This is a genomic window from Streptomyces sp. CA-250714, assembly GCF_050936705.1.
Classification (GTDB): Bacteria; Actinomycetota; Actinomycetes; order Streptomycetales; family Streptomycetaceae; genus Streptomyces.
Genome location: NZ_JBNJMI010000002.1, coordinates 122445 through 139167, shown reverse-complemented (window position 1 = coordinate 139167; position 16723 = coordinate 122445). Strand labels below are relative to the sequence as shown.

The window sequence follows — 16723 nt, the reverse complement described above, 5'->3', positions numbered from 1 at the left end:
ACAGCATCGAGACCGTTCCACCTGTGAAGAAAGGGCAGGAACCGCATGCGGATTGCCGTCACCACACCGACCGGCAAGGTGGGATCACGAGTCACCGAGCTGCTGATCCAGGCAGGAGTCCGGCCCACATTGCTGCTCCGGGACCCCTCGAAGCTCAGCCCTGAAACCGCCGGGAAAGTTCGCGCCGTGCGGTGCGACCAACGCGACACCGACGCGGTCGTCGAGGCCACCAAAGGCGTCGACGCGCTGTTCTGGGCCGAGGCGCTCGATCTCGACCCGGACCCGGTCGCCACATATGCCTTGATGGGGGCCAATGCCGCACGGGCCATTCAGCACAACGGCATCGGCCGGATCGTCTTCCTGAGCAGCGTGGGCGCCGAGAAACGGCACGGCGTCGGCGAAATCGACGGCCTCGCCCGGACCGAGGAGCAGCTCGACAGGCTGCAGATCCCGGTCACCCATCTGCGCTGCGGCTACTTCTTCTCGAATCTCCTGATGAACCTCCCCCAGCTCAGACAGGGCGTGCTGGCCACTCCGTTCCCGGTGGACCACCCGATGCCCTGGGTCGACCCGCGCGACATCGGAGACGTCGCCGTCGCCAGGCTGCTCCATGCCGGATGGTCGGGCCGGCAGGTACAGGCCGTCCACGGGCCGTGCGACATCACATTCGCGCAGGCAGCGGAGATCGTCTCGCAGGCCACCGGCAGGCCGGTCGAGGCCGTGCAGATCGGTGACGGCGAGCTTAGGAAGGCACTCTCCGACAGCGGCCTCGGCGCCAAACAGGTCGAGGCGGTCGTCGGCATGTCCGCCGGGCTGACGGAGGACTTCACACCCGAGGACGAGCGCTGCGTCCTGACGACGACCCCGACCAGCCTCGGCGCCTGGGCACACGCCGTGCTGCGCCCGCTTCTCGCATGAATCCCGTCCCGCGCACGGCCCACGCACAATCCCTCGGTCAGTGAAGGGAGAAGGACAATGACCTCTCGGCGTATGCGCCTGTTCGCCTTCGATTTCCTGGGCCCGGCTCACCTGTCCGCAGGGCTGTGGCGCCATGAGAACGACCGGGGCCACCGCTACACGGACCTGCGGTACTGGACCGACTACGCCAGGCTTCTCGAAGAAGCCCGATTCGACGGAATCTTCTTCGCCGACAACGCCGGCTATCACGACGTATATCGGAGCAGCGTCGCCGAAGCGCTCGCGGACGCGGCCCAGCTTCCGGCCAACGACCCATCGCTGGTGATCTCGGCAATGGCCAGCGTCACCGACAACCTCGGCTTCGGCGTGACCGCATCGACCTCCTACGAACATCCCTACGCGCTGGCCCGCCGGTTCACCACTCTCGACCATCTGACCAACGGCCGTATCGGCTGGAATCTGGTGAACTCCTACTCCGACAGCGCAGCCCGCAACTTCGGTATGGGACGGCAACTGCCCCACGACGAACGCTACGACCGGGCCGCCGAATATCTCGAAGTCACCTACAAACTGTGGGAGGCGTCCTGGGAAGACGACGCCGTCGTCCGCGACCGGGAGAACTGCGTATGGGCCGATCCGGCCCGCGTACACGAAATCCACCACCATGGCCGGTACTTCACCGTCCCCGGTATCGCGCAGTGCGAGCCCTCGCCGCAGCGCACCCCGGTCATCTTCCAGGCCGGCGGCTCGCCCAAGGGGCAGCAACTGGCCGCGGCACACGCCGAAGTGGTCTTCGCCAACGCCGTGTCCATGGCCGCGCTCAAAGGGCAGATCGACACGGTGCGGAAGCTCGCCGCCGAAGCCGGGCGTGACCCCCAGAGCGTCAAGGTGCTGGAAATGCTCAACGTGGTCTGCGCTCCCACCGACGAGGCCGCCCGAGCCAAATTCGAGTCCTATCGCCGCCTCATCAACCCCGCCGGTGCGATGACCCGCTACAGCGGCTGGAGCGGGCTGGACATGTCCCAGCTGGCCCCCGATGTGCCGCTCGAGCACGTCAAGACCCGCGCCGGACAGACCATGGTCGACCTCTTCTCCAAGATGGACCCCGACAAGGAATGGACCCCGCGCGACATTGCCGAATTCATCGGCATCGGCGGCTCAGGCCCCACCATCGTCGGCTCACCCCGCACAGTCGCCGACGAGCTCATCCGCTGGATGGACGTGACCGGCGTGGACGGATTCAACATCGGGCACGCGGTGAAGTACCAGGACATCGCCGACTTCATCGAACTCGTCGTCCCCGAACTCCAGCGCCGCGGCGTGATGTGGACCGACTACGAGGGATCCACGCTGCGCGAAAAGCTGTACGGGCCCGGCGTCATCCGGCTCCGCGAAGACCACCCCGGCCGCCGCTTCGCCCACCGGCCCATCCCACCGCACACGCGGGAATTCCAGGAAGCACAGCCGACGGCACAGGGGGCGAGCCTGTGACACGCACTACGGAGTTCCACGGCATCTCCGGCAACGGCAGCGGGACAAACCCTAGGAGCCAACGGTGAGCACAGATCTTGAAGACTTCGTCGGCCGGCCGGGCCGGAGCGAGGAAGTCGCGCGGGTGCGCGGGCTGATCGACGAGCACGACGTCAAGTACATCTATTTCCAGTTCGTCTCGGTCACCGGACGTGTAATGGGCAAGGGCGCTCCCGCGCACTGCTGGGAGAAGTTCGCCGACACGGGTTTCCAGCTGGTGTACGGCGCGACCGCCAACCTGTTCACCGACCGGGCCGGCGAGTACATCGGATACGGTGCCGGGGCCTGGGAGCTGGTGGGCATCCCCGAACCCGAGACATTCCGCGTCCTCCCCTGGGATCCGCGTACCGCGCGCGTCTTCTGCACCTTGTTCCGGGGCCGCGAGGAGGAAGAAGACCCGGGCGCCTTCCTGTCGTCCGACTGCCGAGGCAATCTGAAACGGATTCACGAGGACTTCCAGCGGGAAACCGGTCTGCAGCTACGGGTGGGCACCGAGCCCGAGATGATGTGGCTGAAGCTCAATCCGGACGGCACCCCCTCCGTCGAGGGCAGGACGAAGCCGTACTGCTATCACATCGACCAGTTCTCCGAGCTGCAGCCGGTGATTCATCGAGTCATCGAGTACAGCGAGGCGATGGGGCTGACGATGATCCAAGGCGATCACGAGGACGCCCCGGGCCAGCTGGAGCTGAACTTCGCATTCGACGAAGCGAGCACCACGGCGGACAACCTCACCGTCTACCGGCAGGTGTGCCGGCAGGTCGGCCGGGAAATGAACGTGTACCCGTGCTTCATGCCGAAGCCGTTCACGGGTGTCTCCGCGAATGGCTGCCACCACAATATTTCGCTGTGGCAGGGAGACGAGAACGTCTTCCTCCCCGAAGGGGACGACCCGCGGCTGCCGAGCAAGATCGGTTTGAATGCCATAGGCGGCGTCCTGGAGCATCTGGAGGCACTGACCTGTATCACCGCTCCGACGGTCAACTCCTATCGCCGACTGTGGGATGCCGGATTCTGGGCTCCCCTGTTCGCTGACTGGGGTTATCAGAACCGGACCACAGCGCTGCGGGTCAGCGCCCCCGGCAGGTTCGAGTACCGCTCGGTCGACTCGTCGGTCAACCCCTACCTCTCCCTCGCGGCGCTGCTGAAAGCAATGCAGGACGGCATTCGGCGCAACCTCGATCCGGGGCCGCCCGAAGAGCGCAACATCTACGACGCGATGGCCGGCGGCAAGGAGGTCAAGAAGATCCCCATGAACCTGGGCGACGCGCTGCGCGCACTGGAGGCCGACACCGTCGTCCGGGACGCGCTGCCCGACGACATGTACCGGGTGTTCCACCACCACAAGACCGACGAGTGGGAGCGGTTCTGTGCCGCGGTGACCGAATGGGACGTCAAGGAATACCTCGACATCCTTCCGTGAGTCGTCAACAGAGGGGAGTGCATGATGCGCGGCATTCAAGCCCGCGGTGAGGGTGACCGGCGTTGACTCTCCCGTCAGCCACCCCGGCCGACCCGGACACCCCCGGCTCGGCCATCCCGACCACAGCGACCGGAACCTCGCGGCTCCTGCTGCCGGGGCTGCTCCCGCCGGAGCCCGGTCTGGAGCTGTACCTGGTGCGGCCCGGCGGGGTGACCGCAGTGCCCGTCGGGGCTGGGGACGAGGTCACCGTGATCGATCCCGACGGAGGGCAGACCGCTGAAGTCACCGTGCTCGGAGCAGACGGGGCGGACGGGGCGGACGGGGTGGTCGGAGAGGACTTCGCGGCGTTCACGGTGGCAGCGGACTCCCCGGCAACCACCCTTCGAGAGCTCGAAGGGCGCAAGGCACCGGATGGCGAACCCGTTCTCCACGTATTGCACGGGCGTGGCCTGCGTCCGGCCGAGGCGAGCGCCCTGCGCCTGTTCGGACCGGACTCCGCCGCGGGCGCCCGGCAGAAGTTCACCGCGACGCGCGCCGCCATCTGCATCGTCGCCGCCCCGGCCCGACGTATGCGGGTCGACGAGCAGAATCCGCCGTCCGATCTCACCGTCGAGGTCAGACGGTCGGCGACCGGGCCGGAACGCGGGCCGACGCTGCCGGAGCCGCTCGCCGAACCGGTTCTGGACATGCGGATCGACCGGGCGACCGCGCAGAGCTACCGGGTCCGCGCCGGGCAGTTCATCCAGATCATCGATGTCGAAGGCAGGCAGTGCTCGGATTTCCTGGCCTTCCACAGCCACCGGCTCGACGACGGCATCGAACGCGGTCTGGATTCGACCGCCACCCGGTATTTCATGGGCAGGGCCTATCCGCAGCCCGGCTTGTACGGGAAGTTCTACGACCAGGACCTGCAACCGCTGGTCGAGATCGTCCGTGACACCGTCGGTAGGCACGACACGTTCGGTCTGGCGTGCAACAGCAAGTACTACGAGGATCTCGGCTATCCCGGCCACGCCAACTGCACCGAGAACTTCAACCGCGAGCTGCAGCCGTACGGCATCGCACCTCGTAAGGGCTGGCCGGCCCTGAACCTCTTCTACAACACAATGTTCGACGGCAATCACTGTCTGGTCTTCGACGAACCGTGGTCCCGCCCGGGCGACTACGTGCTGATGCGTGCCATGACCGATCTGGTATGCGCCTCTTCAGCGTGTCCTGACGACATCGATCCGTCGAACGCGTGGAACCCGACCGATGTGCACGTACGCGTCTACTCCGCCGAACGGAAGTTCTCGGCGGCGATCGCGCATCGGGTGACACCGGAGGCGAAGCCGCAATTGACCAGAGAAAGTGGATTCCACTCGCGGACGTCGGCACTGACCAGGCAGTTCACCGAATACCGGGGATTCTGGTCACCGTCGAGCTTCGACGCACACGGTGCCGTCGAAGAGTACTGGGCCTGCCGTGAGCACGCGGCCGTCATGGACCTCTCGGCGCTGCGCAAGTTCGAGGTGGTGGGACCGGACGCCGAGGCCCTGTTGCAGGCATCGGTGACGAGGAACATGCGCAAGCTCGCACAGGGAAAGGTCGTATACACGGCGGTGTGCAGCGAGACCGGCGGAATGATCGACGACGGAACCGTCTTCCGGCTTGGCTGCGACAACTTCCGCTTCGTCGTAGGCGACGAATACACAGGCACGTGGTTGCGCAACAAGGCCACCGAACTCGGACTCGACCGAGTCCGGGTGAAGAACTCGACCGACCAGTTGCACAACATCGCCGTGCAGGGGCCGAAGAGCCGCGACCTGCTTCGAGAGATCATCTGGACACCTCCGACCCAGCCCGCATTCACCGATCTCACCTGGTTCCGATTCGCGATCGGGCGCATCGGCGACCACAACGGCATCCCGCTGCTCGTCTCCCGAACCGGATACTCCGGCGAGCTCGGATACGAACTCTGGTGCCACCCGGCGGATGCACCGGTTCTGTGGGACGCGGTGGCCGAGGCGGGCAAGCCGCATCGACTGACCCCTCTGGGACTGGACGCGTTGGACATGCTGCGCATCGAATCAGGGCTGATCTTCGCCGGGTACGAGTTCGATGACCAGATCGATCCCTTCGAGGCCGGCGTCGGTTTCACCGTTCCCCTGAAGACCAAGGAGGACGATTTCAGCGGCAAGGAGGCACTGCTGAAACGGAAAGCCAATCCACAGCGCACACTTGTCGGCCTCGAACTGGAGGGAAACGAACCTGCCGGGCACGGTGACTGCGTCTACGTGGGCCGGTTCAGGACCGGGGTCGTGACCAGCGGCACTCGGTCGCCCGTACTGCGCAAGAACATCGCCCTGTGCCGGATGGCGGTCGAACATTCCGGGGTCGGCACCGAGGTCGAAGTCGGCAAACTGGACGGTCACCGCAAGCGCATTCCCGCGAAAGTGGTGAAGTTTCCGTTCTACGACCCGGAGAAACTGCGGCCTCGTTCCTGACAAACGCCGCGACGATCACCACATCTGACCCGAGAGAGGGAGTCATGACCGAGACCGTTCCCAATGTCAACGGGGTGTCTGCGGCGGGTGAGCCCGGTGATATGCCGCCCGGGGTTCGCATGTACGAAATGCTGTACAGCTCTCTGGTCAGCCAGTTGCTCATCGCGGTGGCCGAGCTGGGTGTCGCCGACGAGGCCGGCCACACCCCGCGCCATGTCGACGAACTGGCTGCCGCCACCGGCAGCGACCCGAACGCCCTCTACCGGGCGCTGCGGGCACTGGCGAGCGTCGGCGTGTTCACCGAGGTCACCCCCCGGCGCTTCGCCCTGACGCCACTTGCCGAGACGCTGCGCAGCGATGTCCCCGGCTCGATGCGCGACCTCGCCCGCTACGTCGGCATGCCCGAGCGCCAGCGCGCGTTCACCAATGTGATCCACAGTCTGCGCACCGGAAAACCCGCGTTCGACCACGTGCACGGTCAGGACTGGTGGAGCTACTTTGCCGACCATCCGGAGCTGGGCGCCCTCTTCAACGGCGCCATGTCGAGCATGTCCCGCATGGTCAACTCGGCGACTCTGGACTCCTATGACCTGTCCGACGTGGACGTCCTGGTCGACGTCGGAGGCGGAAGGGGCGCCCTGGCGAGCACCCTGCTGGAGCGCTACCCGGGCATGCGCGCCCTCGTGTTCGACCTGCCCAGGGTGGTGCCGGAGGCCGCGGCGTATCTGAAGGCGGCCGGGCTGTCCGAGCGAGCGCAGTGTGTCGGCGGCGACTTCCTCAGCTCGGTGCCCACCGGCGGCGACACCTATGTCCTGTCGTGGATCATGCACGACTGGAACGACGCGGACTCGGTGACAATCCTGCGCAATGTGCGGAAAGCCATGGATTCGCGCAGCAGGTTGCTCATCATCGACGAAGTGCTGCCCGAGGGCGATGTACCGCACTTCGGCAAGTTCGAGGACATCGTGATGATGACGCTGCTGACCGGGCAGAGCCGTACCGAGGCGGAATTTCTCGCTCTCCTCGAACAGGCGGGCGTGCGGCACGTCGAGACCCGGCCCACCTCCTCTCCCATGAGCGTCATCGTCGCAACCCCCGCATGAATCGGACACCCGCCCATTTCTGAACCGGCCGAAGCGTAAGGCCCTGTGCCCGCCCAGACACCGGCACGGGGCGACGGGAGAGAGGATCGCATGATGTCGCGTGTTGCCGTTGTCGGCGCCGGCCCCAGCGGCCTGGCCCAGTTGCACGCATTCGAGCAGGCGCGCAGTAAGGGGGCCGACGTCCCCGAGGTGGTGTGCTTCGAAAAGCAAGGCGACTGGGGCGGCCTGTGGAACTACACCTGGCGAACCGGGCTCGACGAGTTCGGCGATCCAGTTCACGGCAGTATGTACCGCTTCCTGTGGTCGAACGGGCCGAAGGAGTGCCTCGAGTTCGCTGACTACTCATTCGAAGCGCACTTCTCGAAACCGATTCCCTCGTTCCCTCCGCGCGAGGTTCTGTTCGACTACATCACCGGTCGGGCGAGGAAGAGCGACGTCCGGCGTCTCATCCAGTTCAACACCGGGGTGCGATGGATCGCCCACGATGCGATCAGGGACACGTTCAGCGTGACGGTGGAAGCGCTCGACAGCGGTCGGACGCGGACCGAGGAATTCGACTACGTGATCGTCGCCACCGGACACTTCTCGGTCCCGAACCTGCCTATGTACGAGGGATTCTCGACGTTCCCCGGACGCCTCCTGCACTCTCATGACTTCCGTGACGCACGGGAGTTCGCCGACAAGAATCTGCTCCTCCTGGGCAGCAGCTACTCGGCAGAGGACATCGCCCTGCAGACCAAGAAGTACGGCGCGTCGTCGGTGGCGATTTCCTATCGAACCGCCCCGATGGGCTTCAAGTGGCCGGAGGGAATAGAAGAAGTTCCGCTGCTCACCGGCGTCGACGGCAGCACCGCGCACTTCAGGGACGGCACGAGCAGGCAGGTAGACGCGATCATCCTCTGCACGGGCTACCAGCACCGGTTCCCGTTCATCGAGCAGAGCTTGCGGCTGCGTACGAAGAACGTCCTGTACACCCCAGATCTGTACAAGGGGGTCTTCTGGGTGGACAACCCCAAGATGATCTACCTGGGAATGCAGGACCAGTTCTACACGATGACGCTGTTCGACGCGGAAGCGTGGTACGCCCGCGACTTGGTGCTGGGCAGGATCCCCCTGCCCCCTCGCCAGGAGATGGTCAGTGACATCGCTGCATGGCGTGAGCGCGAGGACGCTCTCGCCGGCGCTTTCGATCAAATCGACTTCCAGGCCGACCACATCCGCGACCTCATCAAGGACGTGGACTACCCGGAATTCGATCTCGACCTCACCCGCGCACACTTCAAACAGTGGGAGCATCACAAGGAAGAGAGCATCACCGAGTATCGGGACCGCGCGTTCTCCTCGCCGTGCACCGGAAACGAGGCGTCGATCCACCACACACCATGGTGGAACGCCATGGACGACTCGATGTCAACGTTCCTCGACGGACGGCGCTGACCCCGAACCACCAAGACGAGGCACGGACCGGCGGCCGACGGACCTGGAGGCGCCGGCCGCATGGGCGGGCTCCATCGCCCCCGCCCCGGGGTCCAAGCAGGCCCTCTTGATGGGCCGTCAGACAGCTGATGGGATCTCCGCCACCGAGGAACCGACCGTACAGCCGTACCGGAGGTCCGCCCGTGCACCGACGCCTACTCGCCGCCCTCGCCACGCTCGCCTGCCTCGTCCTGCTGGCCGCGGCGACCGCCCCCGCGGCCGCCACTGGCGGGGACGCCGGGCCACCGCAGCCGCCCCGCCTCACCGACGACCGCGGCCGGGTGATCACCCTGCGCGGCTGGAACGTCGAGGACAAGACGCACCGGGGAGAGCAGGCGCTTTCCGCCATCACCGAACGCCACTTCAAGGATCTGCATGACCAGGGCTTCAACTTCGCCCGGCTGCTGGTCTTCTGGGACGACCTGGAGCCCCGGCGCGGCCACTACAGTGCGGACTACCTGAAGAAGATCGAACGCATCCTGGACTGGGCGCACCGCTACCGCATCCATGTACTGATCGACGCCCACCAGGACGTCTTCGGACCCGCCTTCGGACACCGCGGAATCCCTGCATGGGCCACCAGGACCGACGGCCTGCCCTTCGAGCCGCACCCCGACGACTGGTTCTCCGAGTACTTCGAGCCGGCCGTGCAGCGCGCGTTCACCCACCTCTACACGGACGCCGACCTACAGCAGGCTCAGGCACGCATGTGGCGGATCCTGGCGGCCCGGTTCGCCGACCATCCGGCCGTCATCGGCTACGACTTGATCAACGAGCCGATGGGCGAGATCCGGCCCGGCGAGGACCTGCCGACGGCGGCCCGGCACATCGAGGCCGAGCAGCTCACCCCGATGTACAACCGCCTCGCGGACGCCATCCGTTCCGTCGACGACGACAACTGGATCTTCTTCGAGCCGACCCCGATCGTGGGCGAGGGCATCCCGACTGGCCTCGGCCGCATCGACGACCCCAAGGTCGTCTACGCGCCGCACTTCTACAACACCGCGATGGAGGCGGGCGCCGACTACGACCCCGCCGCAGGCTGGATCGAGGACTACGAGGCGGCCGTGACCGCCTACCCGGCGCGGTACGGCGTCCCGGTGGTCGTGGGGGAGTGGGGGCCGCTCAACAACGCCCTGCCCCACATGGGCCGCTTCTACCGCGACGCGCTCACCTCACTGAACCGCTACAGCTCGGGCTGGGCTAGCTACGTCTGGTGCTACGGAGGCGGCTACTGCGCCGTCGATGAGAAGGGCCGCTTCCGCACCAACAAGGAGCAGACGGCCGCCCCATACGCCCCAGCCGTGGCGGGCACGATCACCACGGAGCAACACGCCCCGGCCACCGACACTTACCGACTGACGTATCGAGCGTCGCACGGCATCACCGAGGTACGCGTACCACCACGCCCGGGCGGATGGCGCGTCCGGGTCACGGGCCCGGCGGCGACTCCGACGCCCGTCCTCCCCCCGGACCGGACGGCGACGGCACGAGTGCACGCACGGCCCGACGCGGCGGTGACGGTGCTCGTCACACCCCGGAACACGCGCTGAGCCTTGCGGCCCGCATGCGCCCGACGACCCGGCGGCCGCATACCGGCCCGAGCGCAGCCCAGTCCAGCAGGGACTCCTCGGGATCCGGCCGCGACGTGGACAACGCCCGGACGATCGCGCGGAGAGCCCACGAGGCCGACCCCTCGACCCCCTCGGCTGCGATCACCTGGCTCGGCTACGACGCACCGCCCACCCAGTGCGTGGTTCGGAACAGATCCGGCGAGCGGGCTACGGGGGGCTTATGACGGTGAGCATGCGGGGGAGCTTCCATGGCCGAGGACCCCAAGCGGCGAGCTTCCCTTCAAGAAGCTGTTTCCATAGTCCTTGTCGTCCGATGAACACCAGCATAAGAGCTGGGGCGTCGGCAGAGATGTGAGCGTCAACGTCACGTGCGCCCGCCGCGTCGAGCTTCAGCGAACCGCGGTCGAAGACGAGCAATGTGTGTCCACCCCCACGCAGGCGCAGTTCGACCCGAGCTCGAAAGGATCCCGCCTTCTCCTGATCCAAGAAGGCAGTGGGCGGCAGAGCCGCCATGAGCGGAAGCACGCCGCCCTCGACCGCGAGCAGAGCGTGGCGACGCCGTATCGGCCACGGGCGCCCAGTGGCTCTGGCGATGTCATGGCCGTGGATCAGGCATTCCTCGAGCAGGTGACACGCCACCGCAGAGGGCGGCAGGCGGATATCTTGCAGCCAACCGATGGTGGCTGCTCGCGAACGCGAGGCGACGTCGTCGAACTCGGTTGCAAGCGTGCCGATGCGATCTGCGAGTACGGCTGGGTCCCGTTCGCCGTCCTCGGCCAACATCTTCGCATTGGCCTCGGCCATTCCCGCCGACGTCACTGTGGCCTGCGGGACCGGTCTTCCGGCGAGGGCGTCGGTGTCGAAGCGAAAGACATGAGACAGATGGGCCGCGACATCGCCCACCGTCCACGTACCGACCGAGGCGGCGTTGGCATCAGGGACGCTGCGCACAAGTGCAACGAGGCGGGGAACAACGTCCCGCAATGCCGCACAGGCCTGGGCCAGGGTGTCGGGTGCACCGCTGTGCGTCGGAGCCGGGACCATGGCAGTACCTTTCTGGGCGTCAGGGTCTGGCCTCGCCTGGGGGTATGGGGTCTCTGTCATCGCACCCGTGCCAAGAGGCCGCCTTGGCCACTCGTCGCCACTGACACTGCCACCGCCACCCTGCCAGCTGCGGGAAAGCAGAATCCGCCGACTATCGTCCGTTCGGCCACAAGCAAGCCGTCCACCAGCAGCTCCCGGACTCGGCCGGCCAGTTGCACGTCGTAGGCCACTACGGCTCCCTTGGCGCTTTCCGCCGGACGTCCACGTCCTCGCGAGCCGGAGGTGTGCGCCGCCGGCCCGGCGCGAACCGCCAGTCGCGGATCGCCGCCGCGAACCGGTCGGGTGCGTCGGACTGCACGAAGTGACCGGCGCCTTCGACGACGACCGTACGGTGGTCGGCGAAGACCTGCTCCCAGCGCTGTCGCTCCCTGGCGCGGAAGGCGAGGTCGGCGTCGCCCCACACGATGAGCGCCGGGAGCGACGCGAGATCTGGGAGCCCGGCCTCGACACCGGCGAGAAAAGCGCGGCCAGCGGTGATGCGCCGGGCAAGTACAGCCGACGCGCCACGTCGCCCAGGAGTAGCGAGAGCCTGTCGGTAGTGCGCCATCTCGTCGGCGGTCGGCTTTCGCAGCCGGTGCCCGGCGGGGATCGTCGCGTTGACGAACAGGTTGAAACGCCTGGTCAGTTCGCGTCCGACCGGTCCACCCAGGAGGCGAGAGGCCAGCTCGACGGGCAGGTCGCCGTTGAGCGGCCACGCCCACGTGTTGGCCAGAACGAGGCGTTCGAACCTGTCTGGCTGCTGCTCAGCTGCGGACAGCCCGATCGGCCCTCCCCAGTCATGCACGACCAGCGTGACGCCCGACAGGTCCAGGCGGTCAAGGAAAGCCACGACCACGGCCGCCTGCTCCTCGGGGAGAAACCGGTAACCGGGGCGGGCCGAGGACAGTCCGAAGCCGGGGTAGTCCAGGGCGACGCAGCGGAACTCGTCCCGCAGGGCACGGATCACGTCGCGATACACAAACGACCAGGTCGGGTTGGAGTGCAGCAGCAGGAGCGTCGGCCCCGATCCCTCGTCCACGTAGTGGACGGTGTGCCCGTCGATGGTGACGAAGCGGCTCTCGAACGGGAACAGCTCGTCGTCGACCCAGGCCGGCCTTCCCGCGTCAGCCATGACGACCCTCCTCTCACCGAGGGCGGATACTGTCAGGCGCACTTGAGATTGTAAAGTAGGGGTCATGAGTCGAAGCTATGGCCAGTACTGCGGGCTCGCCCGGGCGCTCGATGTCGTGGGCGACCGGTGGAACCTGCTCATCGTCCGCCAGCTCCTGATAGGTCCCGCTCGCTACCGCGAGCTGCGTGATGGGCTGCCCGGTATGGCCACAAACCTGCTCGCCGACCGGCTGCGCGACCTGGAGACCGCCGGAGTGATCGAGCGGCGCCTGGCCGAGGAGGGCAACGCCATCGTGTACGCGCTCACCCCATGGGGCGCCGAGCTGCGGGAGCCGATTGAGGGCCTCATCCGCTGGTCCACGCCGCTCATGACGCGCGGGCCGGGCGGCGACCGCTTCCGCGCCGAATGGCTCGTCGTCGCCCTCCGAGCCTTGCTCGTCGGCAGGGCGCCTGCACGCCGGTCATCGACGGTGGGGATCGAGGTCGACGGCCAGGTGCTCCAGGTGCGGGCCACGCGCTCAGGCGTAGAGGTGACCCCGCATGATGGCCGCGGTCTCGATGCCGTCGTACGCGCTGACGCCTCGATCGTTCTCGGACTGGCAGCGGGTGTGCTCACCCTCGACGACACCCTGGGGCTCATCGACATCGAAGGCGATGAAGCTGCCGTACGAGCCGTCTTCACCCACCGGCGCGCCGATGCCGGAGGCTCCGTGCGCCGATGACCGCTCACCCCACGCTGTAGGGCGGACACGTCCAGGCGATCGACGCTCAGCGCGGCCCGAAGCCACGCCGGACAGGGAGCCTCCGGGCAGCCATCGTCTTCGAGTAGATCCTCGCGGCGCTGCAGGCAGGTGGGCGCCCGCCGTGTGAGTCGACCATCCGCCGCGCGTTGCAGCGGTTGGACGGCGACGAGCTCTGGACACCGCCGTCCTGGGCTGCGGGGCGCACCGAACCGCCCACCGGCCGACGACGAGCGCTCGCCGTCGATGGCAGGACAGCGCGGTCTCTGCCGCCCACGGAACCGACGCCCCCGCACGTGCCGTACCTCTCCGTCGCGTCCCGACTCCGCCTCCCTCGCCCACTGCCGGTCACGCTGTCGGCCAGCATGACACCGGGCACTGACAAGTGGTCCGGACCTGCCCTCGGACCGGACCGGACCACTCACAGCAGCTACCGCGTGCTACTGCTCGCTAGGCCGCTTGGCCCGCCGGGTGGAAGTTGATGCGTTCACTGACGACGGGGAAGCCGGCCTTGGCGAAGTTCGCGGCCATGGGGAAGTTGCCCTGGTCCGTCGCTCCGCTGACGAACTGCGCGCCCTCCTCGACGAGGAAGTGGGTGCACTCCGCGAGGAGGTCGTAGGCGTAGCCGTGACCGCGCTGTTCCGGGACGACTCCGATGAAGCCGATGGTCGGGCCGGAGGGGTTGTGGGCCGGGATGTGGATGCCGGCCAGGTCGCCCTCCGGCGTGTGCGCGATCTGCCACCACTCCCGTGGGGAGGGGCACCAGTGGAAGAAGTCGAGTTCCTCCTGGGCGGCTTGGTCGAGGCCGCCCTCCTCGATGGCCCTGAGCGCGTGGGCGTCCAGGGTGACGGAGTGGATGCGGCGCAACGCGTCGAGGAACACGGCGTCGTCGGGTTCGGCGCTGAAGCGCAGGCGTCCGGGCCGCTCGGGCAGACCTCGTTCCGGGGTCCAGCGGTACAGGAAGCGTTCCACCAGGAGTTCGTAACCGGCGGCTCGTGCGGCGGCGAAGCGTGCCTCTGCGGCGGCGCGCAGGTCGGGCTTGTCCCGCCAGCCGCCGGGCAGGTTGATCTCGAGTTCGACCTGCCAGGGAGCGGAGCGCAGGAGTTCGGCCCCCGCCTCCTCCTCGCCCTCGGCCACGTCGAACCAGTTGATGTTGACGGGCTCCGAGTCCTCGGGGCCGCCCCACCACGCGCCGCGTGCGACGACCTCGCCGTCGCGCAGGGCGACGCGCTTCCAGTCGGGGCGGAACCGGGTACGCCGGTGGCCTTCACGGGCGCCCAGTGGGTCGGGGAGTGCGTCGAAGAGATGGGCGTCGCTCGCGGAGAGCGCGCGGATGACCGGATCGGTCATGGATTCCTCCGGGATACAGGCTGCTTGGAGCGCTCCCGGGTCAGAACTCGCGAACCACGCCGGGACAGCGGAAAAGGGAGCGCTGGAAAGGTGTGAACTGCACGGCACTCGCCTCCTTCCGTCCATCTCAGGGCGTGGAGCCACACCGTACGGGATCTTCCGCGGGTCCGTCCACGGATTTCCTCCGGCGCCAGGCGCTAGTCCACGCTCATCACACCCAGCCGCGACGACACGGTCCTGGCCCTGCGGCAGTCGCACTGGTGGCGTGTCGCCACCCAGCCGGTTGCGCCGCAGCAGCACCCAACGCCATGAGCGGGCCCGCGCTCGCCCGGTGCGGTTCACAATCCTCGTCAGGTTCCGAGTGAGCCCGCACTTGGCCGTCGCACCATGTAGACGTCGACCGGGTCCTGAACCTCCACGATGAACCCGTGGCGCTCGTACAGCCGCTGGGCGGCGCTGCCCTGCAGGACGTTCAAGCGGACGAGCGCGCCGTCGGCATCGATCCGGCCCAGCAGTGTTCGCAGGACAGCCGATCCGAGCCCTCGGCCCTGGAGGCTCGGAGCAAGATAGAAATGCTCCAGCCACCGCCCTTCCTCGGCGGGCCGCAATGTGACGCAGCCCGCGAAGGCGCCGTCGGTCACGATGATCGATGTGTGCTGGGGGGAGAAGGAATCCCGCAGCCGCTGCCGGACCCGATGCTCGTCGAATCGCCCCAACCGCTCCAGGTCCGGGCGCAGCACCGTCGCCCGCAGCTCCGCGATCGCCTCGACATCCGTCGGCTCCGCGGAACGCAGTGCCCATGCCATGCGACGGCCCGACTCGATCCCGGTCGCCGCCCGGCCCTGCCGTATCCCGTCCGCCCTCGCACTCGTGTCCATGGCCCGAGCATCTCAACGGCCCGCTGTGACGAACCCGCCGGGGCGACCGCCTCGGCGACCGTGCCGTCGGCGGCCCCCTGGTCTGCGTTCGGGAATGCTGTGCCGGATCTGCAGTTACTTCTGGTTCCTCGCGACGTGAGGTGCCCGGCGGCTACTTCGGCGGATTGAGCTTGCGGAAGTACGTCCAACTGGTCTCGTTCGGCTCGCTCCACTTCTCCGGTGCGTGGGCGAACTCCGGGTGGTGGTCGGCGATGTAGGTACGAGTGCGCTCGGGGACCTCAGCGTACGAGTCGAGCTTGCGGCCCCGGCAGTGGAAGGTGAGGCCGCCGGGCCGTTGGCCGCGGGCCATCCACGGGAGCCATGGGGACATCCGCGTCCACGACATGGTGGCCGGGACGCTGGGCGCCGGGCCTGCCAGATCGGCGCGGTCGGCGAAGAACTGGAAGCACTCCAGAGCCTTGTACGTGTCGCCGGCCGAGTGGACGGGGTAGTCGGCCACTGGCAGCGGCGAGGGGTAGGAAAGCGGGATCTCCAGGCTGAAGCAGACCTGCCGACCGAGCTCGGTCACCGGGATCGGGAAGGGGCGCCACTTCTGGTTCGCCGGGTCGTTCCAGATGTGCACCACCGGCAGGTCCTGCCAGCTCTCCAGGATCTCGCGGCTGGCGGGGTCCAGGAAGAAGGCGGCCTCGCGGGTGAGCAGTTGGTAAGCGTCCGGCCCGGCTTCGGCGTCCCGCACCAGGCGAGCGACGTTGAGACCTTCGAAGCCGAAGACGCGCTGGTAGGGCTCGTCGGGCGCCCAGGAGTACACGTCCCCTGACCACCAGTACGTAACCTCCTCGCCGTCGAGCGAGGCACGGGTGCGGGCAAAGGAACGGAGCAACTCTGCGGGTGTCGTCATAAGGACTACTCTGCTCGACCGCCGCCTCGGCCGAACGGGAATCAGTCCGGCAGGTGCGGAAGCGGCCGGGAAGAGCGGCCACGATGACGGGCCGGGCGTCAGGCCGTTACGTTCGGATCATCTGGTCGCTGGA

At 67.4% G+C, this 16723-nt stretch carries 13 protein-coding genes; 8 read left to right on the top strand and 5 right to left on the bottom strand.

Going from position 1 to position 16723, the window contains the following annotated elements; all coding sequences use genetic code 11:
- The first annotated feature begins 45 nt into the window (after nt 1-45).
- From ACQEU8_RS19505 to ACQEU8_RS19475, 7 genes are all read left to right on the top strand, one after another.
- Nucleotides 46-918: an NAD(P)H-binding protein gene (locus ACQEU8_RS19505; RefSeq protein ID WP_433102774.1), complete on the top strand. Its 873-nt coding sequence runs from the start codon at nt 46-48 to the stop codon at nt 916-918.
- Between the two features lie 57 nt (nt 919-975).
- Nucleotides 976-2409 carry an LLM class flavin-dependent oxidoreductase gene (locus tag ACQEU8_RS19500; protein WP_433102772.1) on the top strand — a complete coding sequence of 478 codons (1434 nt, stop codon included), beginning with the start codon at nt 976-978 and terminating at the stop codon, nt 2407-2409.
- A gap of 64 nt (nt 2410-2473) precedes the next feature.
- The gene (locus ACQEU8_RS19495) at nt 2474-3871 is read left to right on the top strand and encodes a glutamine synthetase family protein (RefSeq protein WP_433102770.1); all 1398 of its coding nucleotides are present in this window, start codon (nt 2474-2476) and stop codon (nt 3869-3871) included.
- A gap of 353 nt (nt 3872-4224) precedes the next feature.
- Entirely contained in the window at nt 4225-6357 is a 2133-nt protein-coding gene (locus tag ACQEU8_RS19490) for a DUF1989 domain-containing protein (RefSeq protein WP_433102768.1), read from the top strand.
- Between the two features lie 128 nt (nt 6358-6485).
- Entirely contained in the window at nt 6486-7460 is a 975-nt protein-coding gene (locus ACQEU8_RS19485; protein WP_433102766.1) for a methyltransferase, read from the top strand.
- A 90-nt stretch (nt 7461-7550) separates the two neighbouring features.
- On the top strand, nt 7551-8897 hold the full coding sequence (locus ACQEU8_RS19480) for an NAD(P)-binding domain-containing protein (protein WP_433102764.1): 1347 nt from the start codon (nt 7551-7553) through the stop codon (nt 8895-8897).
- A gap of 182 nt (nt 8898-9079) precedes the next feature.
- Nucleotides 9080-10489 carry a glycoside hydrolase family 5 protein gene (locus ACQEU8_RS19475; protein WP_433102762.1) on the top strand — a complete coding sequence of 470 codons (1410 nt, stop codon included), beginning with the start codon at nt 9080-9082 and terminating at the stop codon, nt 10487-10489.
- A gap of 228 nt (nt 10490-10717) precedes the next feature.
- Here the strand turns inward: ACQEU8_RS19475 and ACQEU8_RS19470 are convergent, their stop codons facing one another.
- Both ACQEU8_RS19470 and ACQEU8_RS19465 read right to left on the bottom strand, forming a co-directional pair.
- Nucleotides 10718-11554: a maleylpyruvate isomerase N-terminal domain-containing protein gene (locus ACQEU8_RS19470; protein WP_433102760.1), complete on the bottom strand. Its 837-nt coding sequence runs from the start codon at nt 11552-11554 to the stop codon at nt 10718-10720.
- A gap of 229 nt (nt 11555-11783) precedes the next feature.
- On the bottom strand, nt 11784-12725 hold the full coding sequence (locus ACQEU8_RS19465; protein WP_433102758.1) for an alpha/beta fold hydrolase: 942 nt from the start codon (nt 12723-12725) through the stop codon (nt 11784-11786).
- A gap of 64 nt (nt 12726-12789) precedes the next feature.
- Between ACQEU8_RS19465 and ACQEU8_RS19460 the strand changes: the two genes are divergently transcribed.
- Nucleotides 12790-13446 carry a winged helix-turn-helix transcriptional regulator gene (locus ACQEU8_RS19460; RefSeq protein WP_433102756.1) on the top strand — a complete coding sequence of 219 codons (657 nt, stop codon included), beginning with the start codon at nt 12790-12792 and terminating at the stop codon, nt 13444-13446.
- Between the two features lie 468 nt (nt 13447-13914).
- Here the strand turns inward: ACQEU8_RS19460 and ACQEU8_RS19455 are convergent, their stop codons facing one another.
- The 3 genes from ACQEU8_RS19455 to ACQEU8_RS19445 form a co-directional block, all read right to left on the bottom strand.
- Nucleotides 13915-14814, bottom strand: coding sequence for a GNAT family N-acetyltransferase (locus tag ACQEU8_RS19455; RefSeq protein WP_433102754.1), 900 nt, complete (start codon nt 14812-14814; stop codon nt 13915-13917).
- Nucleotides 14815-15164: 350 nt separating this feature from the next.
- Nucleotides 15165-15620, bottom strand: a complete 456-nt coding sequence (locus ACQEU8_RS19450) for an N-acetyltransferase family protein (RefSeq protein ID WP_433108572.1) — start codon at nt 15618-15620, stop codon at nt 15165-15167.
- A gap of 223 nt (nt 15621-15843) precedes the next feature.
- On the bottom strand, nt 15844-16590 hold the full coding sequence (locus tag ACQEU8_RS19445) for a DUF1838 family protein (protein WP_433102752.1): 747 nt from the start codon (nt 16588-16590) through the stop codon (nt 15844-15846).
- Between the last annotated feature and the right edge of the window lie 133 nt (nt 16591-16723).